Genomic DNA, 20,510 nt, shown 5'->3' on the forward strand with positions numbered 1-20,510 from the left:
GGGACCCGGTACCGGGTCCCCGCCCGCCGACGTTTCACACCCGCTCGAGAACCCACCGGTGCCGCCCGGAGCCGAGCGCTCCACCCGGCTCAGGGGACGACCAGCCGTCCGGCGCGACGAACTGTCCCGTGGTGCCGGGCGGCAGTTCGGCTTCGACGGTCAGCGTCGTGCCGCTGATGGACCAGGCGACGGACGCCGTGCCGTACTCGGTCTCGACGGAGGCGGAGGCGTTCGCGAGTCCTCCCCCGGGCCGCGGCGCGATCAGCACCTCCCGGTAACCGGGTGCCGCGGGGGCGAGGCCTGCCACGCTCCGGTACAACCAGTTCGCCACGGCGCCGTAGGCGTAGTGGTTGAAGGACAACATCGAACTGGCTTCGAGGTGAACCGTCCCGTCCGGGCGGATGGCGTCCCAGCGTTCCCACATCGTCGTGGCGCCGTGGGCGATCTGGTAGAGCCAGCCGGGGCATTCGGTGTTGAGCAGTAGCTGGTACGCCTCGGCGACGTGCCCGGTGTCGGTGAGCGCGGGCAGGACGAACGGGGTGCCCAGGAACCCGGTGCCGATCCGGCCGCCGTTGTCGCGGACCAAGGCGGCCAACGCCTCACCGACCGGGGCGCGTTCGGTGGCCGGCGCGATGTCGAACTCGATCGCGAGAGCGCACCCGGTTTGCGTCGTGCGGGCGTGCGCACCCCACTTCTTCCAGGCCGCGTCAGCCACTCGTGCGCTCAGCTGCTCGTACCGCTCGGCATCGGCGGCCAAGCCCAGTTCACGGGCGGCGTCGGCGACCAAGCGGGCGCTGTGGGCGACGAAGGCGGTGGCGACGTAACCGGAGTCCGTGCGTGCCGCCGACGGGTCCTCCGGCGGTGCGGCCGGGTCGAGCCAGTCGCCGAGTTGGGCGTTGCCGCTCCGCGTTCCGTCGTCGTCGAGCAGGTTGGCGGTGAACTCGACCCACGCCCGCATCGCGGGGTAGTGGCGGTCGAGGAGAGTGCGGTGCCCGTAGGCCTCGAACAACGCGACGGGCACGACGGTCGCGGCATCACCCCAGCCGGCGGCGGAGCCCGCGAAGGGCAACGGGTTCGGCGGCGGTTCGCCCAGCGGGCGTGCCGGACGGTGACCGTGCCGCCTTCCGGGCCGGTGACCCGCAGCCGGAGCCAGCCGGTGAGGTTCTGGCCCGCGTCGACCGCGATCGTCCCATCGGGCAGTGTCCGCAGTTCCGACTCGATGACGTCGAGCACGCGCACCGGTGGGTGGGCCCGCTGCGCGAGTCCGGTGGGCAGCGGCAGGACGCCGACGGGCTCCCAGTCCGCGTCGTCGAAGCCCGCCGACTGCCAGCCGGGCGGCCGGAGGCGGAGATCGCGCTCGCAGCCGTCGTACAGGTCGGCCGCGCGCAGCTCGCCGTAGCCGCCGCGCCAGCGCTCGTCGGTGCCGACGGTGATGGTGCTGCCGTCCGCCAGTGTCACTTCGAGTTGGGCGAGGAGCGCCGACGTGTCGCCGTAGACGTTGCGGATCTTGTGCCACGTGAGGTTGCCGCGGTGCCAGCCGTCGCCGATCGTCGCGCTGATGACGTTCCGCCCCGACGTGAGCAGGTGGGTGACGTCGTGGGTGGCGTAGAGCAGCCGGTTCGGGTAGCTCGTCCAGCCTGGTTCGAGCAGTTCGTCGCCGACCGGCCGGCCGTTGACCGCCGTGCGGTGCACACCGAGCGCGGTCACGTACAGCCGCGCCGACACCGGCTCCGACGGCAGGTCGAACTCCCGCCGCACCACCGGCACCGGCCCCGCAGCCGCACGTCCACGATCACTCGGCACGTGAACGGGTCGGGCAGTCCAGTCCTCCTCCGCCAACAGCGCCGCCTCCACCCTGGAAGGCTCGCTCCACGCCGTCCAACCGGAATCGGTGCGGACGCGGACCCGCCAGAACCGGACTTCCCGGCTCCGCAGCGGTTCGGCGGGCCAGCCGTGATCGCAGACCACATCGGAGGAGACCTCACCGCTGGTCACCGGATCGGTGAACGTCGGATCCGGGGCGACCTGGATCTCGTACGCGTGTTGCAGGATGCCGGGCCGGTCACCGGCGAGCGACCACGACAAGCGGGGCTCCGCGCTGCCGGTCGCGACCAGTCCGCTGTCATCGGAAGTGCGCGGCCGGACAACCCTGTCTTCGCTCTCCGCGCTCAACGGCGCCGCCTCTCGTCGTCTACTGACACGTGTCAGCTACGATGGTCAGTACGCTAGTGAGCCGCTGTGCGCGTTGGCAAGGAACGAGCGCCGAGGAACGAGCGAGGGACGGGGACGCAATGGCACGCGAGGGCAGAAGGGTCACCAGCGCCGATGTCGCGCGCGAGGCCGGCGTGGCCCGGTCCACGGTGAGCTACGTCCTCAACAACACCCCGCACCAGAAGATCCCCGACTCCACCCGTCAGCGAGTCCTCGACGCCGCGGCGAAGCTCGGCTACGCCCCGTCCGCCGCCGCGAGGGCCCTCCGGAGTGGACGGTCCGAGGTCGTGCTCTGCCTGCTCCCCGACTGGCCCCTCGGGTACGCGGTCGGAACCCTGGTCCAGCGCATGACGGCCGCCTTCGCGCGGCACAAGCTCACCTTCGTGGTGCACTCCGACACCCGCGCCGCGCGCCCGCTGAGCGAGGTGTGGAAGGCCATCACCCCGGCAGCCGTGCTGGCCCTGGACGAGTTCTCCGATGACGACGACGAGGCGATGCGGGCCGCAGGCGTCCAGGTCATCGTGGCCATGCAGGCCTCGGCACGGCGCAGGTGGCGTGAGATGAGCACGCCCGAGAACCCGATCGGAGCCCTGCAGGCCCGCCACCTCGCCGCCTCCCACCAGCGGTTGGGGTACGCCTACCCCGACGACGAACGGGTCGCCGTGTTCGCCGAACCACGCCTCGCCGGGGTCCGCGAAGTCTGCGCCGAACTGGGCCTGCCCGAACCCGACGTCCGCATGGTCCCGCTCAAGCCGGCCACGGCCGCCGAAGTCGTCCAGGGCTGGCTCTCCGCCGACCCGCCGGTGACCGGGATCTGCGCCTTCAACGACGAGATCGCCATGGCCGTCCTGTCCGGCCTGGCGCACCTCGGGCTCGAGGCGCCGCGGGACATGGCGGTCGTCGGCGTCGACGACATCCCCAGCGCGGCCGTCGCGCACCCGCCGTTGACCACCGTGGTCCAGGACTTCACCGCCATCGCCGAGCACTACGCCGACAGCGTCGTCGCGGCGCTCAACGGCGAACCGATCCCCGCCACGCCGGTCGGAGACGGGTTCCGGCTGGAAATCCGCGGATCCGCCTGACCCCGGAGGAGCCAGGCGGATCCGGTGCGCGACCGTCACCGCAGTTCCCGCTGGAAGAATCCCAGCGTGGACCGGTGGAGCCGGGTCCGATGCGGGACGGTTCCCCACGCGTGATCGGCGCCGGGAACGACCTCCACCTCGGCGTTGCCGTCGTAGTGGTCGAGGTACCGGTGTGCGTACTCGACGGGGGCGATGTCGTCCTTGTCGCCGTGGATGATGCGGACAGGCCCGGTGTGGGCCGCCGAGCGCCCGTAGACGTCGAGGCCGGCGATGTCCTCGACGAGGGCCGGGCTCACCCGGTACCCGTCGGCGTCGAAGTACCCCTTCTCCTCCATCTCAGCGGCGATGGCGCGGCCCTTGAGGTAACCGCTGCCGATCTCGGACGGGGCCACCGCGGCCGGCGACCACAGGCACAGGGCCCGGATTCCGGGCTCCTCGGCGGCCACGATGCCCGCGACGACACCACCCATGCTCATCCCGACCAGCCCGAGCCGGTCGACGTCGGCGAAGTCGGAGGTGCGGACCGCCCGCACCACCGACCGCGCCTCCGCGATCTCGCCCGTGATCGTGACGTCGAAGAAGTCGCCGTCGCTCTCGCCGTGGCCGGACAGGTCCACTCGGACCGACGCGATGCCGTTGGCCTCCAGCAGCCTCGACATCCCGACGAAGGAGGGGAGTTCGAACCGGTTGGACGTGAAGCCGTGGATGAAGACCACCACGGGCCACCGCGTCCCCGCCGGGCCGTCCGGGATGTGCACAGTGGACCGCAAGGTCAGCCCGCCGTGGTGGAAGTCGTGGTACCTGATCACGCCGTCGCGTTTCCCGTCTTCTCGTGCTTCTCGTGCTTCTCGTGCTTCTCGTGCTTCTCGTGTGCGTCCTCGACGACCACCGGTGGCTCTTCGAGTTCACGTGCCTTCGGCAGCCGCGGCACCCAGAACAGGCCGATCACGGTGGCGATCAGGGTGAAACCGAGCAGCAGCCCGAACAGCAGCCGGGGGTTGGCGAGGGCGAGCGCGGGCGTGCCGAACGCGGCCAGACCGGCGAGAACCCGGGTGAAGGCCATCGTCACGCCGCTGGACGTGCTGCGCAGCAGGGTCGGCACCAGTTCCTGCGACCACACCTTGTAGATGCTCTCCCCGGCGAACGCGTTGCCCAGACCGGACAGCAGCAGCACGGCGATCAGGGTGAACTTGCTCGGCCCGAGCACCGCGGGCACCGTCCACGCGAGCACGATCAGCACCGAACCGGCGACGAACCAGGCGTGCCGCGCGGGCTTGTCGACCACGCGCATGAAGATCATGCCCATGACGAAGCCGGCGGGCAGGCCCAACAGGGCCAACTGCGAGAACTCCGCGACCTCGCCGCCGGCCAGGGTGGTCCACAGGTAGGTGCCGAAGCTGCCCATCGTCGAGGCCCCGAGGTTCCACATGGCGTAGTACAGCCCGGTCGCGACCACCGCGAACACGACCGGCGGGCGGAACAGCTGACCGACCTGCCGGAACCGGATCCGCTCGGCGTCTGCTGCCTCGGCGGCGTCGGCCGCCTGCCGGGCGGCGGACCACTCCGCCGATTCACGCAGGGTCATCCGCAGGATGAGCACCACGACCGCCACGACCAGCAGGTGGGCGAACATGATCCGGCCGCCGAGCACTCCCCAGGAACCCACCACCGAACTCAGCACCACGACCGCGACGATCCCGGCGAGCCAGAGCTGGTTGGAGAAGACGACCATGCTGCCCTTCTTGCCGGTCGGCGCCTCCTCGTTGATCAACGCCAGCGACACCGGCAGGTCCGCGCCGATCGCGAGCCCGAGGGCGACCACCCCGACGAACAGCACCGCGGGCGAGGTCGCGGCCAGCAGGAAAGCCGCGCCGACCGCGTACAGCAGGAGCGAGAGGCTGAAGATCCGCCGCCGGCCGAACCTGTCACCCAACCGCCCGCCGACCAGGGCGCCCGCGGCGAACATCAGCGTCTGCAACCCCAGCAGGGCTCCGATGGTCCCGGCGCCGAGGCCGAGCGCGCCCGCGTAGGACCCGCCGATCGCGATGCCGGAGGTGACGAGTGCCCCGGAATCCAGGCACGAGGCCATCCCGGCCAGCGTCGCCGTCTTCCACGGACGGTTCGCCCGTTGTGCGGGATCAGACATCGGTTCTCCTCTTTGAGCGCCGCGATAAGCCGGACTGATTCGTGTCACTGACTCGTGTCAGTAAATGGGCGCCGTCACGGTGACCCCGCATCGCCGGGGCCAGCAAGAGGCAAATCCGGGAGGACGGCGACCTGTCCCCACCCGTCAGGCGGCAGGCAGTTGCACGGGTCCGGGCAGGCTCACGCAGGAGGACGGGAACCGTCCGACCTGATCAGGCAGCCGCGGCCGGATCGTCAGACGGTCACCTGATCCGCCGGCACAGGACCCAGGCGGGTGAGGCGGATCGCCATGTGCGGGCGGCCGGGCAGCTCCACGCGCAGGCCGGCGCTCGCGGACTCGGCGACGCGTTGGACCGTCATGGCCCAGGTGTCGATGACGTCGATCGCGAACCGCCCGCTCGTGGGCAGGGTGACGTTGCGGAACCGCGGGCGGTTGAAGCCGAAGTAGATCAGTTCGTACTCGCCCCGGACCCCGCCGCGCGGCGCGTCCCAGTCGGAGTCGAGGGGGTCGAGCACGCCCGTGGGGGATTCGCGGATGATGCCGCGCAGGAACGCGATGCGCTCAGGGCTGGTCCCGACGAGTTCGCCGCCCTTGGACCACCACAGCTCCTCGGCGTCGTTGAGGTAGGTCTCGCCGTGTTGGACGTACCCGCCGCGGACCGCGCCCTCCCAGTCGCCCGGCACCGTGCACACGGAATCGTGGTCAGATCCGATGGGAAGAAGACGGGCCGCCGCGCGGTCTACGAGACCCTGCGCCGCAAGGTCCTGACCATGGAGCTGCCGCCCGGCGCGGCGCTGTCGGAGAACGAGCTGGCCGCCGCGACGACGGCCTGACCCAGCGCACCGAGACCGTCGGCCAGTCATGCCGCGGGAGATCGAGGAGTACCTCTACACCCACCCGGACATCGCCGACGTCCAGGTGATCGGCGTCCCGGACGCGAAGTACGGCGAGGAGCTGATGGCGTGGATCGTGCCGCGCCCCGGCGCCGAGCCGCTCACCGCCGAACGCGTGCGGGAGTTCTGCGCCGGCCGCCTGGCGCACTACAAGATCCCGCGTTACGTCCACGTCGTCGACGGGTTCCCCATGACCGTCACCGGCAAGATCCGCAAGGTCGAGATGCGCGAACGGGCCGTCGACCTGCTGGGCCTGCCACGCGACCCGGCTCACTCCCCCAGGTAGCCGCAGGGCACGTCGATCAACCAGCCGGCCGGTTCCAGGATGAACCGGCCGTACGGCTCGCCGGCGGCGCACTGCTCGTGGGCTTGGACGACGGTCTGGTCCCACGAGACGCCGGTCAGCACACCGCCGCCCACCCGGACGTGCTGCACGATGCTCACCAGCAAGATGGCGGCGATGACGATTCGCCCGGCCCACACCGCCGACCGCGCCCAGCGCCGTCGGGGCAGCACGTCCAGCCCCACGGCCATCGCGGTGAACAGGAGCAGGCACGGCAGGACGCTGTAGCGCTGCGCCCTCATGACGACGCCCGGGAACTGCACCGCCAGCACGTTGATCCAGTTGCAGGCCAGCGACGCCGTGATCACCACCGCAGCGCACCCGACGCTGAACACCACCAGCAGCCGACCGGAGAGATTCCCCCACCGCAACGCGGCGAGGATCGGCACGCCCGCCAACAGCAGGGCCACCAGCAGCGGCACGTGGCCGAACGCCGGGTAGAACCGCTGGACCTGCTCGGAGCCGGTGAACCCCGCCAGCGGCACCCGCAGCAGCGCGGCCAGCACCACCTGGAGCGGCTCGAAGCGGTCGTCCGAGTACGGGGCCCGCTGCGTGCGCGCCATGGCCAGGCCGTGCAGCGCCAGGCCGACGAGGAAGGCGACCGGCACCGCCCTGACCCGGGGCAGCGCCAGCCGCACGAGCGCGACCGGCACCAGCACGAACGCCAGCGAACTGGTCAGGGCGGCCAGCACCACGAAGATCACCACCGGCACGCGGGGCGCCGACCGCCACAGCAGCGCCCAGAGTGCGCCGTAGAGCAGGAACCAGTGCAGGTTCGTGACGTTGTCCAGCGGCTCGGTGTTGCCCACGGGCAGCAGCACCACCAGGGAGGCGTGCGCGAGGCGGACCGGCATCGACCGCAGGTGGGCGCCGGAGGCGGCGAAGACCAGCAGCGCGACCAAAGTCCGCACCATCGCGGCCGACACGGCGAACACCACCGGCGCCCACCCCAGCGGCAACACCGACGCCAGTTCCGCGACCAGCCGAGGGATCGTGTGCAGGTAGCCGGCGTAGGGGGTGATCAGGTTCGTCGTCAACGGCTGCGTGATGGCGTCGTAGAGGAAGCGCCCGCCGTCCTCGGCCCAGAGGTGGTCCAGCCGGGACCGGCCCGCCGGGATGAGGAGTTGGAACGCCATGGCCGCGAGGAACGCCCCGACGTAGGCGGACACCAGCCGCCGGCGCGGCAATCGGCTCGGCGGCGCCTCCGGCAGCGCCCGGTCGACGAGCGCACGCCACCGCGACCCGCCGGCCACCACCGGCTCCTGCCGCACCACGGGGTTCTCGTCCACGACCGGGCTCTTGCCCATCACAAGGTCTCCACTGAGAGTTTCGATCCGTCACGCTAAGTGACAGCACGCCGGCGCGGAGGCTACAAGGACCGGCTAGATCGCGCAGGGTGACCACTCGGGTCCACTCGGGAGCCAAACCGTGCCCTTGAGGGCCCGGCGCGGACGGAGAGGACTTGCCGCCCAGTCGGCCAGGTACCCGCAGAACACCTCAAAGAACCAGCTCATCGGCTCGCACTCGAACGGGCAGACCGACCCACCGCCGCGCACTGCTTCAGGGCTCGCGCCACGTTCTCGTCCTGCGCGGGATGCCGTGAAGTTCACTCGAACGTGCGACACGCCGTGCACTTCGAGATCCCATTGACCACATGAGACGTTCACGTGCGGTTGGTTCCGTGTTGTGGCAGCGCACTTAGCATCCCGCGGCATGACGACCCGCCGCACGTTCCTGCTGGGCACCGGTGTTGCCGCTGCGGGCACCCTCGTTCCGCTTCCCGCCGCCGCCGCCGCGCCCGACAGCCGGACCGGCGGCCGCCCGGACGCCGACGGCGACCGGTTCACGATCGCGGTCATCCCGGACACCCAGTACCTGTTCGACCAGGACCGGGGCGACTCGGAGCCGCTCGACGCGTCGCTGCGCTACCTGCTGGACCACACCGGCCGCGACAACATCGTGTTCATCTCGCACCTCGGCGACCTCACCGAGAACGGCACGAAGAGCGAGATCGAGGACATCGGCCGGTCGTTCCGGGCGCTGGACCGGCACCGCGTCGGCTACAGCGTGCTGGCCGGCAACCACGACCTCGACGCGCGCACCGACGACCAGCGCGGCCGCACGCCGTACCTGGACGAGTTCGGGCCGCACCGGTTCCGCGACTCGCCGACGTTCCGCGGCGCGAGCCCGGACGGTTACAACAGCTACCACGTGTTCCGGGCCGGCGGCCGGGAGTGGCTGGTGCTCGCGCTGGACTGGCGGATGTCGGCGAAGGGCTTCGGCTGGGCGCGCGACGTGCTGAAGAAGCACCCGAAGCTGCCCGTCATCCTCACCACCCACGAACTGGTGCACGCGGGCGACGCCCAGGCCGAGCTCTCCGACTACGGCCGCCGCCTGTGGGACGAGCTGATCAAGGACAGCGACCAGATCTTCCTCACCATCAACGGCCACTTCTGGCCACCCGCCCGCGCGGTGCTGCACAACACCGCGGGCAACGACGTGCACGTGCACATCACGAACTACCAGGACCGCTACTACGGCGGCAGCGCCATGATCCGGCTGTACCAGTTCGACCTGGCGCGCAACGTCGTCGACGTGCGCACGTTCTCACCGTGGCTCCAGGCCAAGAAGTCGCTGAACGCGTTGGAGCGCAAGGAGATCGAGCTGACCGGCGACGCCGACCGGTTCAGCGTGCCGATCGACTTCGCGAAGCGGTTCGCCGGGTTCGCCCCGGTGCCGGTCCGCCCGGCACGTCCCGCCCAGCAGGTTCTCGTCCCGGGCACGGTCGCCTACTGGCGGGCGGACTCGCTGAAGGACCTGTCCGGCAACGGCAACGACCTGCGCCAGGTCGGGACGCTGACCAGCACCGACGACCACCACGCCGATTCACCGTCCCACGGCAGCAGGTTCTTCGACAAGCAGGGCTATCTGTCCACGGTGGACAACGCTCCGCTGAACCGGATGACGTTCGACCGCGGCTACACGATCGAGGCGTTCGTCAAGCTGCCCAGGGGTTTCAACCACCCGTGGTGCGGCCTGTTCACCAAGCTCGCCCCGGGCGCGGCCGCCGGCAAGACGGGCGACGACCCGAAGGAGCCGCTCTGCACCCTCAACCTGGCGGGCGGCGGCGGGCTCCAGTGGGCGGTGTTCCCCCGGAACCAGAACGGTATCTCGACCAACTGGGGCCACGAGATGGACGAGGAGACGTGGTGGCACGTGGCCGTCGTCAACGACGGCACGCACACCAGGCTGTTCGTCGAGGGCTCGGAGCTGCTGCGCAACCCGTCCACCCCGGCCACCGGCATCTCCACGGCCGGCGACCCGTGGCTGGTCGGCGCGTACGCCTACGACCGGATCGTGGAGAAGTCGTACCACGGTTGGCTGGGCGACTTCCGCATCGTGGACCACGCCCTGCCCGTCGACAAGTTCCTGACCCGCTGACAGCTTGCAGAGTCTCCATGGAGCTATCCGTGGAGCTATCCGATGTTGCCATGGAGCCATGCTTCGATATGGTGGCTCCATGGCAGCTCCCGGTGCACGGCGGCAGGCGCGCGGCGAGATCGAGAGGCTGCCGAGCGGGTCTTTGCGGGTGCGGGTGTACGCCGGTGTCGACCCCGACTCCGGGAAGCGGCGCTACCTGACGGAGACGGTTCCGGCCGGCCCGACGGCGGACCGCGAGGCAGAGGCGGTCCGCACCCGCCTGCTCAACGAGGCGGACGAACTCCGCAACCAGCGGACCCGGCAGGTCGATGACCAGGCGCTGGGCCGGCGGCCTGCGGTCGGCGCCGGAGACGCCCGCCCGGTCGCCGCGCCGGCCACCGCCACGCTGAGGGGTGTGCGTCGGCGGGGCGAGTTGACGGTCGCGGCGGTCGCCCGGCTCGCCGGGGTGTCCGCGCCGACGGTGTCGAAGGTGCTCAACGGGCGTTCGGGTGTGGCGTCGGAGACCCGGCGTCGGGTGGAGGCCGCGCTGCGCGAGCACGGCTACCGCCGACCGGAGACCGTCGTGCGGGCGCCCAATGTGGAGGTCGTCTTCTTCGGGATGCAGAGCCACCTGGCGGTCGAGATCATGCGTGGCGTCGAGCTGGTCGCCGGCGGACACGGGCTGGCCGTCGGGTTCACCGACGCCGTGCACCAGGCGTCGACCGGTCGGTCCTGGGCCCACGACCTGCTGGCGCGGCAGCCGTTCGGTGTGATCGCCGTGCACCTGGGCTTCACCTCCGAACAGCACGCCCTGCTGGCCACGAGCGGGATCCCGCTGGTGGCGCTGGACCCGATGGGCGAGCCGGAGCACTCGGTGCCGTCTGTCGGGGCGACCAACTGGAGCGGCGGGATCGCCGCCGCCCGGCACCTGCTCGACCTCGGCCATCGGCGCATCGCCGTCATCACGGGGCCGGCCGAGAGGATGTGCGCGAGGGCCCGGCTGGGGGGTGCTCGGGCGGCGATGGACGAGCACGGGGTTCCGCTGGACGAGCGGCTGGTGCGCACCGGGCAGTGGTTCGCCTTCGAGGACGGGCTCAGCCACGCGCGCGAGTTGCTGCGTTCGCCCGACCGTCCCACCGCCGTGCTGTGCGGCAACGACCTGCAGGCGCTGGGCGTCTACGAGGCGGCCCGGCAGGCGGGCCTGCGCATCCCGCAGGACCTCAGCGTGGTCGGCTTCGACGACGTCCCCGTCAGCCGTTGGTGCGGGCCGCCGATGACCACCGTGCGGCAGCCCATGGTGGAGATGGGAGCCACCGCCGCCGAGCTGGTCCTGTCGCTGGCCGCGGGGCAGCCGCCCGCCCAGACCCGCGTCGAACTGGCGACCACCCTCGTCGTCCGCGACAGCACCGCGCCTCCCGGCCGAGGAATCTGATGGGCTGAACGAGTGAAGCCGCGAAGCGTTTCGAAGGATGCTCGAAAGCTTTCGACCTGCGGAATCCCTCGGTTGATCTTGCCTGATCAGGGCTTCGGGGAGGTTGCCCTCCCGGCTCTTCGCTCCTAACTTCCGCTGTGGGCGGGAGCGACGCGAGGGGACGACGATGTTCCGACAGGGAAAGCGGCGTGGAGTGCTCACCGCTGCCACGGCACTGGCCGCGGCGAGCCGGGCCGTGCCCGCGGTCCTCGCCCTGCTGGTCCTGGCGGCGGTGGTGCCCGCGGTCGTGATGACCGCCCGTGCGCCGGCCGCCGCTGCCGAACCCGGCGAGTACATCTCGTTCACGCCGGTCGCGGGCGGGTTCACCCTCGCGGCGAACGGGAAGGCCGCGCCGCTGTTCGTCAGCGGAGGCGACCATCCCGGCGTCGTGCGGGTGGTGAACGACTTCCGCGACGACGTCGAGCGCGTCACCGGCGCCCGACCCGCCGTCTCCACCGGCACTCCGTCGTCCGGTGAGGTCGTGTTGATCGGCACCGTCGGCCGCAGTCCGCTGATCGACGGGCTGGTCACCGCCGGGAAGCTGGACGTCGACCGGATCCGCGGCAAGTGGGAGACCTCGCTGCAACAGGTGGTCGAGAACCCGATGGCGGGCGTGAGCCGGGCGTTGGTGATCGCCGGCAGCGACCAGCGGGGCACCGTCTTCGGCGCCTACGACGTGTCCCGCCGGATCGGGGTGTCGCCGTGGCACTACTTCGACGACGTGCCGGCCCGGAAGCACAGCGCGGTCTACGTGCGGCCGGGCCGCCACACGCAGGGCACGCCCGCGGTGAAGTACCGGGGTTTCTTCATCAACGACGAGAACCCCTCCACCGGTCGGTGGGCGCGCGCGACGTTCGGTCCGGGCCTGGCACCCGGTCAGGCGGGTGGGCTGAACCACCTGTACTACGAGAAGGTCTTCGAGGTCATGCTCCGGCTCAAGGCCAACTACCTGTGGCCCGCGGTGTGGGGTCGGGCGTTCGCCGAGGACGACCCGGTCAACCACGAGACCGCGAAGCGCTACGGCGTGGTGATGGGCACCTCGCACGAGGCGCCGATGATGCGCGGCATCGAGGAGTGGAAGCGCAACCCGACCCGCTACGGCGGCACCGGCGAGTGGAGCTTCGTGCGCAACGCCACCGCCGTGAAGGACTACTGGGCCGACGGCGTCAAGCGGATGGAGCAGGAGGACTTCGAGGGCGTCGTGACGCTGGGCATGCGCGGTGAAGGCGACACCAGCCTGCCCGACGGCGACGGTGTCGAGCTGATGCGGAACATCATCGCGAGCCAGCGCGAGATCCTGGACCGGGAGAGCAGCACCCCGTTGACCGAGATCCCGCAGGTTTTCACGCTGTACAAGGAGGTTCAGCGCTACTGGGACCGCGGTATGCGCCCGCCGGACGACGTGACCGTGGTGTTCGCCGACGACAACTGGGGCAACATGCGCAAGGTCCCCGACCCCGGCCTGGCACCGCGGTCGGGCGGCTACGGCATGTACTACCACTTCGACTACGTCGGCGGAGGCCGCAACTACAAGTGGGTCGACACCGTCAACCTGGCCAACACCCGCGAGCAGTTGAACCTGTCCTACAAGAGCGGCATCGACAGGCTGTGGGTGGTCAACGTCGGCGACCTGAAGAACGAGGAGGCGCCGACCCAGTTCTTCCTCGACTACGCCTGGAACCCCGACGCCTGGCCCGCTGACAGCGTCGACGACTGGACCCGCCGGTACGCCGCCCAGAACTTCGGCGAGCAGGCCGCACCCGCGGTGGCCGAGGTGCTGCACGCCTACGGACAGCTCCAGGCGCGCCGCAAGCCCGAGGCGACCAACCGGCGCTACACCCGTGACGCCGCCGGAGCGATCACCACCGACGACGCGATGACCCCGTACAGCATCGAGAACTACGGCGAGCTGGACCGGGTCACCGCGGAGTGGGAGGCACTGGCCGCCAGGGCACAGGCGGTGGGCCAGAGGCTGCCGGCAGCCGACCAGGACGCCTACCACCAACTCGTGCTCTACGCGGCGAAGGCGACCGCCAACATGTACGCGCTGCGCAAGGCGCAGTTCCTCAACCGCTGGTACGCCTCACAGGGTCGGGCGGCCACCAACGACCTCGCCGCGGCGGCCGAGGCGCGCCTGGCCGACGACGTGGCGATGTCGAACCACTACAACAACACCCTGGCCGGCGGGAAGTGGACGGGCTGGCAGAGCCAGACCAAGTTCGGCTACGGCGACAAGGCGCGCTACGGCAACAACGCCAGCTGGCAGGAACCGCCGGAGCCGGACCAGATCTACCCGGCGGTGCAGCGCATCACCGTGCCGTCCGCGGCGGAGATGGGCGTGGCGGTCGACGGATCGCTGAACTGGTGGCCCAACGCCACCGGCCAACCGGTGCTGCCGGAGTTCAGCCCGTACCAGAGCCAACCCGCCCAGTACATCGAGGTGTTCAACCGGGGCACGAGCCCGTTCACCTACGCGATCACACCATCCGTGCCGTGGATCGCCGCCACGGCCGCCAACGGCACCGTGACGAAGCAGGCACGGGCCACCCTCCGGGTCGACTGGTCCAAGGCCCCCACCGGGAAGACGACGGTGCCCATCACCGTCACCGGCGCGGGCCGCACCGTCACCGTGCAGGCCGTGGTGAACAAACCGACCACCGTTGCTGTGGATGGGTTCGTGGAGGCCAACGGCTACGTCTCCATCGAAGCTGACCACTACACCAAAGCCGTCAACGGCAACGGCATCTCCTGGTCGCGCCTGCCCGACATCGGGCGCACCGGGTCCGGCGTGCAACCCAGCCCGGTGACCGCCGCCAACCAGACCCCCGGCGGCAACGGTCCACGGCTGGAGTACCGGATCAACCTCACCACGACCGGCCCGGTCACCGTGTGGGCCCACCTCTCGCCACGCAACAACGTGCGGCCGGGCGACGGCGTCAAGTACGCCGTGTCGATCGACGACCAGGCACCGAAAACGGTGAACATCACCACCGCGACCGGCGCCGACGACACCGCCATGAACAAGGGCTGGGAGATGAACACGCTGGAGGCGGTCAACCGCACCTCCACCACGTTCACGGTCTCCTCCCCCGGCGCGCACACCCTGAAGTTCTGGGTGGTCGACCCCACCGTGGTGGTGCAGAGACTCGTGGTCGACACCGGCGGGCTCAAGTACAGCTACCTCGGCCCACCGGAGAGCCGCCAGGCACCACCGGTAGGGCGAGCCGCAGCCGGGTTCTACAAGTCGGCGGCCACGAAAGACTTGCCCGCAACCGTCTCCACGACGATGGACTTCACGTCCTGAGGGGAGAACGTCGTGCGCCCCTCCACGGCGGAGCCGTCGGCCTTGCCCTTCTCCGTCGTCGTCCACGTGAAGGCGATCTGGCGCTGCCCGTCGGCGCCCACGATCACCAGGTTGCACCGCTGTCCCGGCGGCAGACCGCGGACCTTGGCCTTGACCAGCGATGCGCTCTGGTCCGGCAGCACGTTGGCTTCCAGTTTGATCCCCGTGCCGGTCTCGGTCGCGGACGCCGCCCGCGCGGTGGCGGTGGTCGTCTCCGCCGGCGTTCCCGACTCCAGCATCGTGGACGCCCCGAAGGCCACGACGGTCGCGACGGCTGCGGCGGCCACGAACTTCGGCCACCGACGCCGCTGGGCGTGCTGCGGCTGCGGCTCCCCCGCCATCGGCCCCGGCACGGCCCGCGGGCCCGGTTCGGAGCCGTCCGCGGGCGAGGGGACCACACGTTCGCTGCGGATCTGCCGCAACGCGCGTTGCAGCACCAGCTCGGACGGCCTGGGCAGCTCCTCGTCGACGACCGGTTCCGCGAACTCCGCTCGCCGCAAGTCGTCGAGCACCAACCGGACCCGGTGGAAGTCGGCGACATCGGCACGGCAGCCCGCGCAGCCCCGCAGGTGCTGCTCGACGGCACGTCTCTCGTGCGGATCCAGAACTCCGAGGGCGTAGCAGCCCACGGTGACGGCGTCGTGTGCGCCGACTGTCATACGGCCTCCCTCGTCGTCCCGAATCGACCCCGCGGCGAAACGGTGTCGTAAGAAAAACGCGTAAACGCTCCGCACCGGTTCAGCGTCCGAACCCAAGTTGACTCGAATTGTTATATCAACGGCGTTGCGTAACGCACGCGGCGACGTCACAGGGCCATTCGCGCAGCGGGTTTCACCCGACGGCTGAGATCTCAGCCCCGACGGCCCACGCAGAGTAGAACGACTCTGCGCGGGCCGTTCGAGTCCTCGGCCGGATCTCAGCCTCCGACGCCCGCGTCGGTGACCGTGCCGACGATGGTGATCTCACTGCCGTCCGGCACTCGCGGCGTGAAGCGCAACCGGACCTGCTCGGCTGGTTCGGTCTCGGTGTCGGTCGCCGTCGGGATGGTGATCTCCGTGCTCAGCTGCCCCGGCGGCACGTAGATCGTCATTCGCAGCCCTGAGGCGGACAACGGCCGGGCCGGCAGCGGGCCGTCGAACGTCTGCCGCCGGAACCACTCGGCGTCGACGTCGGTGGTGGACAACTCGGACCCGCCGGCCACGGCGACCGGCCCGCCCAGCCGGACGACGCCGTCATCGGCCACCGCGGACAACGTCACCCGCCACGTCAGGACACCGCCCTCGGCGACCTCGTCGGCGACCGGGGTGACGGTGACCGTCGGCTCGGGGTCGTCGTCGAGCACCGTGAGGCCACCGACGTAGCGACCGGCGACCGTGCCCTGGACGGCTTTCACCAGCACCAGCGTCTGCCGTGGCCGCGAACTCCAGCGCGTGTTGCCGGTGACCTGCACCGGGATCTCGATCTTGTGCTGGCCCGGTTGGACCGTCACCAGCCGCTGGGTGGACGTGCCGTTCGCGTCGTTGACGAACAGCCGCAGCGAGCCGGGGCCGTCACCGGAGACGGTGACCGGGACCTGGAAGGTCTGGGTGCCGGAATCGCCTTCCTCGTACGTCTGGCCCTGCAGGTCGCTCACGTCGCCGTCGCAGCCGCGACATCAGGATCCTGTCCGGATCGGCGGGGTCGTAGCACGTGAAGTGCCTGCCGTGCGGGAACAACGCCAGCGGGCGCTTGCCGGGCAGGTCTTTCGGCGCCACGACGACGGCCTGCACCTCGATGGGCGTCGGGTATCCCGGGACGGTGATCGGGTCCAGCGCGTACTCCCCGGTGCGCGTCTGGAACGGGCCGGGCTTGCCGGGGTCGATCCCGCCGGCGGGCAGCGGCGCGGGCGCGGACGCGGGCGGCGTCGAGTTCATCGGGCGCAACGGCTCCTCGGCGTCCAGCCGTCTGCCCGAAGCCCGGACCTGGAGCCGGTCGACACCGCTGATCCCGGGCCCGTCCAGGGTGTACGAGCGCAGGTCGGCGGAGGGACGTGGCAGCCCGAGCAGCCGGTCACCGTCCCAGAACTCGATCGCGGCGTCACCCGGTGGAATCGGGCCGGGCGCCGTCCACACCAGCTGCCCGCCGGTGAACGTCCACCCCGGAGGCGGCGAAGCAGCCGCCGGCTCGGCCGCCGACGCCGGTGTGGTCAGGCCGGCCATGAGCAGCACAGAAACCAATAACGTTGCCAAACGCACGCGCAATCCCCCTCGAATTGGTCAATGCGCGTTGGTTCCAGTGCTGCCGCATGCAGTTTCACAAGAGACTGAAGAAGGTCTCTTTCTCTGGTATAATCAGGCTCCTTTCATCGTGACGGTGCAGGTCACGGTACGAGTTGAGCACGAGGAACGGCGAAGTCGGGGCTGCCGACAATGCGGCCGGTGTCAGACCTCCCCGCAGCACACGTGGGCGGCCCATTCCGGCTCGTGCCACCAGTGCTCCGGGTCGGACGCCACGGAGTGCTCATGTACCCGCGGTTGCGCGAGGGCGGCGGGTTGTGACGCGCGGAACGGGGTGAGGAGGTCCTCGACGCGGTGCACGACCCCGCCGACCACGACCTGGCGCACCGCCGCGGCGGCACGGATGTCCGCCAGCGGGTTGCCCGCCACGAGCGCGATGTCGGCGTACGCGCCCGGCCGCAGGGTGCCCACCCGCCCGGACAGCCCCAGCCACGCCGCCGGGTTGCGGGTCGCCGTGGTCAGCGCCTCCAGCGGGGTGAAGCCGAAGGCCACCATCGCCCGCAGGTTCTGGTGCGTCGCGGTGGCCACGGCGTCCAGCGGCGCGTCCGTGCCGCAGATGACCAGACCGCCGCCGCGGTGCACCCGCAGCACCATGTCCACCCAGCCCGCGAGGATGTCGCGCGACCACGGCGATTCCGGCTTGCCCGCGGCCTCGGCGTCGGCGACGTACCTCTCGTACTCCCACGGCGGGAACAGCACGCGGGTGCGTTCGTCGGTCACCAGGGACTTGTCGTCGGCGTAGAGGGCGCGGGACTGGAACAGGGTCGGGGTCACCGACATGCCGGAGCGCACGAACAGCTCCACCACGTCCTGGTACGCCCGGCCGGTGCGGCTCACCGTGTGCGAGTAGCCGAGCCGGTTCGTGGCACCGACGTGCTCCATGCCGTCCATGCCGACGGACGCCGCGGGGTACAGGTAGTGGGACGACAGCGGGACACCGGCGCGGTGCGCGGCCCGCACGGTCTCCCGCTGGAGTTCCACGGGCAGCCGCACGTACGTCTTCACCATGTCGTAGTCGAGTTCGAGCGCCCGCTTCAGCTCCAGGTCGAGCTGCGCGCGCGACAGCGTGGGCCGCATGAAGTTGTAGTAGACGCGCGAGCCGTCGATCGCCTCGCCGGTGCCGAAGAACCGCGGCCCGACGAGGGCGCCCGACTCCAGCGCCTCCTTGGTCTCCAGCATCTGGTACACCGGGTCGCCCGGCGAGCGGGTCGTCGTGATGCCGTAGGCGAGCCACAGCCTGCCCTGCCGCGCGCCCCACTGGCGGCCGCGCAGGTGCCAGTGGTTGTGGGCGTCGACCAGTCCGGGCATGGCGACGAGGTCCCGCGCGTCCACCACCTTCTCCCCCGGTGCCGCGCGGTGCGGCCGGATCTCCTGGACGCGACCGCGTTCCACGACGATGTCGACGTCGTGGCGGAGGTCGCCGCTCTCCCCGTCCCACACCGCGCCGGCGTGGATGACGGTGCGCTGCGGCGGTTTCGGCCTGCGCCACGAGAAGTCCAGGCGGATGGTGCGGGACGGCCCGCTGTCGAGGGGCACCCGGCGCAGCACCCCGTTGCAGAGGTGGACCAGGGCGTCCGACCCGCACCACGCCAGGGAGTCGGTCACCTCGTGGGTCACCTGGCGCGGGTCGCCGAGGAACCGGCCCGCCGCGTCGACCGCGACGACCCACGCGACGCTCTCCACGACGAACGCCAGGTGCCGCCCGTCGGGTGACCACACCGGCCCGTCGTCACCGCGGGTCGCGATCGAGCGGAACGGCATCGGCTCGGTGTAGCGGAGTTCGCCGGTCTTCAGGTGCACGGTGAGGATCTGGCTGGTGCCTTCGCGGAAGCGGCGGGAGAACGGCTTGACCGCGGCGAGCGCGAGCACGGCGCCGTCGGCCGACCAGGTGGGCCTGCCGGGCATGAAGAGCGTGGGCGTGACCTGCTTTCGGCTTCCTGCGGCGATGTCGAGGACCCACACCGCGCCGTCCTGGTCCACGTAGGCGATCTGCTTGCCGTCCGGAGAGAACCGCGGTGTCGTCTGCGCACCGGGGGACGCGGCCAGTGCGGTGTCGTCGCCGGTCACCAGGTCGCGCAACCGCAGCGCGGGAACGCCCTGCCGGTCGCTGGAGTACACGATGGACCGACCGTCCGGCGAGAAGTCGGGGTCGGAGTCGAAGAACGCGCCGTCGGTGAGCTTGCGCGGCCTACCGCCCGTGATCGGGACGACGTGGATGGCGTTGAGGGCGCGGAACGCGATCTGCCGCCCGTCCGGCGACACGACGGGGCTCGCGATGCCCCGCACCGGGCCGCCCTCCACGTCACGTGCGGGGCGGCGCGGTGCCCGGCGGGCGATCGGCACGGAGGCCTGGAACGGGATGTCCCGCACCGCGCCATCAGGCTCACGGCGGCGGATCCTGCCGTCGGCGGTGTAGAGGACGGACTCACCGATCCAGGTGGCGGCGAAGCCGAAGACGTCCTCGCCGGTGGTGAGTTGCCGGTCGCCGAGGACGAGGTCCGCACGGCCACCGCGCACGAGGGTGTAGCTGGGCGTGCGGCCGTCCGGTCCGAAGGTGGCGCCGTGGATGCGACTGCCCGTCGGGGCTGTCGCCACGCGGACGCGTTCGGCGGTGGCGACCGTGACGACGTCCACGGCGTTCTCGTTGACGGTGACGACGATCCGCTCGCCGTCCGGGGACCAGCGCGGGGCCGCGGCCTCGTCCGGCGGTCCGGTGAGCGCGGTGACCTCGCCGGACGCGACGTCGAGGAGCCAGACCCCGTAGGAGCCGCCGCGGTCGCTGGTGAACGCGATGCGCCTGCCGTCCGGTGAGAACGCGGGTTCCCGGTGGTCGAACCGGCCGCGGGTGAGCTGCCGGGGCTCACCGCCGCCGACGTCGACGACGTGGAGGTGGAAGTTCCCGTCGCGGAAGGACTGGAACACGATCGACCGGCCGTCCGGCGACCACGACGGCAGCGTGGCGTCCTGGAGGTCGCCGGTCAGCCTGCGGGCCGTGCCGCCGCTCACCGGCAGCACCCAGATCGCGGTCACCAGGTCCATCGCGAGCCACTGGCCGTCAGGCGACAGGGCGACCGAGGTGTTGGTGCCTTCGCGCAGCACGGCTGCGCCACCGGACGCGACGGCCGGGTCGTCGTCCGCTTGCGCGCTCGGTGCCACCCCCGTGGCCACCGCACTCGTGGCGCCCAGCGCGACGGCGATCCGACCGGTGCGCGCCAACACCTCGCGGCGTGAAAGGTCCTCCTGAGACGTCATGCTCTTGCTTCCTCCCCGAACAGCCCCTGAACCCTCGTCAAGGACACTGCCACGGCGGACCCACGCCGGCATG

Annotated in this window: 14 protein-coding genes and 2 pseudogenes; 6 read left to right on the forward strand and 10 right to left on the reverse strand. The window is 71.0% G+C overall.

Annotated features, from left to right (window positions below):
* Positions 1 to 34: 34 nt before the first annotated feature.
* Both FM051_RS50735 and FM051_RS52025 read right to left on the reverse strand, forming a co-directional pair.
* The gene (locus tag FM051_RS50735; RefSeq protein WP_238412653.1) at positions 35 to 1,021 is read right to left on the reverse strand and encodes an alpha-L-rhamnosidase-related protein; all 987 of its coding nucleotides are present in this window, start codon (positions 1,019 to 1,021) and stop codon (positions 35 to 37) included.
* Between the two features lie 86 nt (positions 1,022 to 1,107).
* A pseudogene (locus tag FM051_RS52025) lies at positions 1,108 to 2,172 on the reverse strand (family 78 glycoside hydrolase catalytic domain); the annotation flags it as partial.
* 119 nt (positions 2,173 to 2,291) lie between these two features.
* Here FM051_RS52025 and FM051_RS25960 point away from each other — a divergent pair.
* The gene (locus FM051_RS25960; protein WP_158847725.1) at positions 2,292 to 3,293 is read left to right on the forward strand and encodes a LacI family DNA-binding transcriptional regulator; all 1,002 of its coding nucleotides are present in this window, start codon (positions 2,292 to 2,294) and stop codon (positions 3,291 to 3,293) included.
* Between the two features lie 35 nt (positions 3,294 to 3,328).
* On the opposite strand, the gene FM051_RS25965 is transcribed toward FM051_RS25960, so the two are convergent.
* From FM051_RS25965 to FM051_RS25975, 3 genes are all read right to left on the reverse strand, one after another.
* Positions 3,329 to 4,102 (reverse strand): alpha/beta hydrolase family protein, encoded by a 774-nt coding sequence (locus tag FM051_RS25965; protein WP_158847727.1) that lies wholly within the window; start codon positions 4,100 to 4,102, stop codon positions 3,329 to 3,331.
* A complete protein-coding gene (locus FM051_RS25970) occupies positions 4,099 to 5,439 on the reverse strand; it encodes an MFS transporter (RefSeq protein ID WP_158847729.1) in 1,341 nt (446 codons plus the stop codon). Before FM051_RS25970 ends, FM051_RS25965 begins: the two co-directional genes overlap by 4 nt.
* 233 nt (positions 5,440 to 5,672) lie before the next feature.
* Positions 5,673 to 6,122 (reverse strand): DUF5605 domain-containing protein, encoded by a 450-nt coding sequence (locus FM051_RS25975; protein ID WP_158847731.1) that lies wholly within the window; start codon positions 6,120 to 6,122, stop codon positions 5,673 to 5,675.
* 15 nt (positions 6,123 to 6,137) lie between these two features.
* Between FM051_RS25975 and FM051_RS25980 the strand changes: the two genes are divergently transcribed.
* Positions 6,138 to 6,272, forward strand: a complete 135-nt coding sequence (locus tag FM051_RS25980; protein WP_238412654.1) for a GntR family transcriptional regulator — start codon at positions 6,138 to 6,140, stop codon at positions 6,270 to 6,272.
* Between the two features lie 28 nt (positions 6,273 to 6,300).
* Positions 6,301 to 6,618: pseudogene (locus FM051_RS25985) on the forward strand (AMP-binding enzyme); the annotation flags it as partial.
* On the opposite strand, the gene FM051_RS25990 reads toward FM051_RS25985, so the two are convergent.
* Positions 6,603 to 7,982, reverse strand: a complete 1,380-nt coding sequence (locus FM051_RS25990; RefSeq protein ID WP_158847733.1) for a hypothetical protein — start codon at positions 7,980 to 7,982, stop codon at positions 6,603 to 6,605. The pseudogene FM051_RS25985 and the gene FM051_RS25990 overlap by 16 nt on opposite strands.
* Before the next feature lie 406 nt (positions 7,983 to 8,388).
* Here FM051_RS25990 and FM051_RS25995 point away from each other — a divergent pair, with 406 nt between their 5' ends.
* The 3 genes from FM051_RS25995 to FM051_RS26005 all read left to right on the forward strand — a co-directional run bounded on the left by FM051_RS25995 (position 8,389) and on the right by FM051_RS26005 (position 14,870).
* Positions 8,389 to 10,116: a LamG-like jellyroll fold domain-containing protein gene (locus tag FM051_RS25995; protein WP_158847735.1), complete on the forward strand. Its 1,728-nt coding sequence runs from the start codon at positions 8,389 to 8,391 to the stop codon at positions 10,114 to 10,116.
* A gap of 79 nt (positions 10,117 to 10,195) precedes the next feature.
* Positions 10,196 to 11,527, forward strand: a complete 1,332-nt coding sequence (locus FM051_RS26000) for a LacI family DNA-binding transcriptional regulator (RefSeq protein ID WP_202919025.1) — start codon at positions 10,196 to 10,198, stop codon at positions 11,525 to 11,527.
* 166 nt (positions 11,528 to 11,693) lie between these two features.
* Positions 11,694 to 14,870, forward strand: coding sequence for a glycosyl hydrolase 115 family protein (locus FM051_RS26005; RefSeq protein ID WP_158847737.1), 3,177 nt, complete (start codon positions 11,694 to 11,696; stop codon positions 14,868 to 14,870).
* Here the strand turns inward: FM051_RS26005 and FM051_RS26010 are convergent.
* The 4 genes from FM051_RS26010 to FM051_RS26020 form a co-directional block, all read right to left on the reverse strand.
* Positions 14,804 to 15,568, reverse strand: a complete 765-nt coding sequence (locus FM051_RS26010; protein WP_158847739.1) for an anti-sigma factor family protein — start codon at positions 15,566 to 15,568, stop codon at positions 14,804 to 14,806. The two genes, FM051_RS26005 and FM051_RS26010, sit on opposite strands and share 67 nt — an antisense overlap.
* A 257-nt stretch (positions 15,569 to 15,825) precedes the next feature.
* Entirely contained in the window at positions 15,826 to 16,542 is a 717-nt protein-coding gene (locus tag FM051_RS50745) for a hypothetical protein (protein ID WP_202919026.1), read from the reverse strand.
* Positions 16,460 to 17,143 carry a hypothetical protein gene (locus tag FM051_RS50750; protein ID WP_202919027.1) on the reverse strand — a complete coding sequence of 228 codons (684 nt, stop codon included), beginning with the start codon at positions 17,141 to 17,143 and terminating at the stop codon, positions 16,460 to 16,462. The genes FM051_RS50745 and FM051_RS50750 overlap by 83 nt, the downstream gene beginning before the upstream one ends.
* A 186-nt stretch (positions 17,144 to 17,329) precedes the next feature.
* A complete protein-coding gene (locus tag FM051_RS26020) occupies positions 17,330 to 20,437 on the reverse strand; it encodes an amidohydrolase family protein (protein WP_158847741.1) in 3,108 nt (1,035 codons plus the stop codon).
* Between the last annotated feature and the right edge of the window lie 73 nt (positions 20,438 to 20,510).

The organism is Saccharothrix deserti, from assembly GCF_009769385.1.
GTDB lineage: Bacteria > Actinomycetota > Actinomycetes > Mycobacteriales > Pseudonocardiaceae > Actinosynnema > Actinosynnema deserti.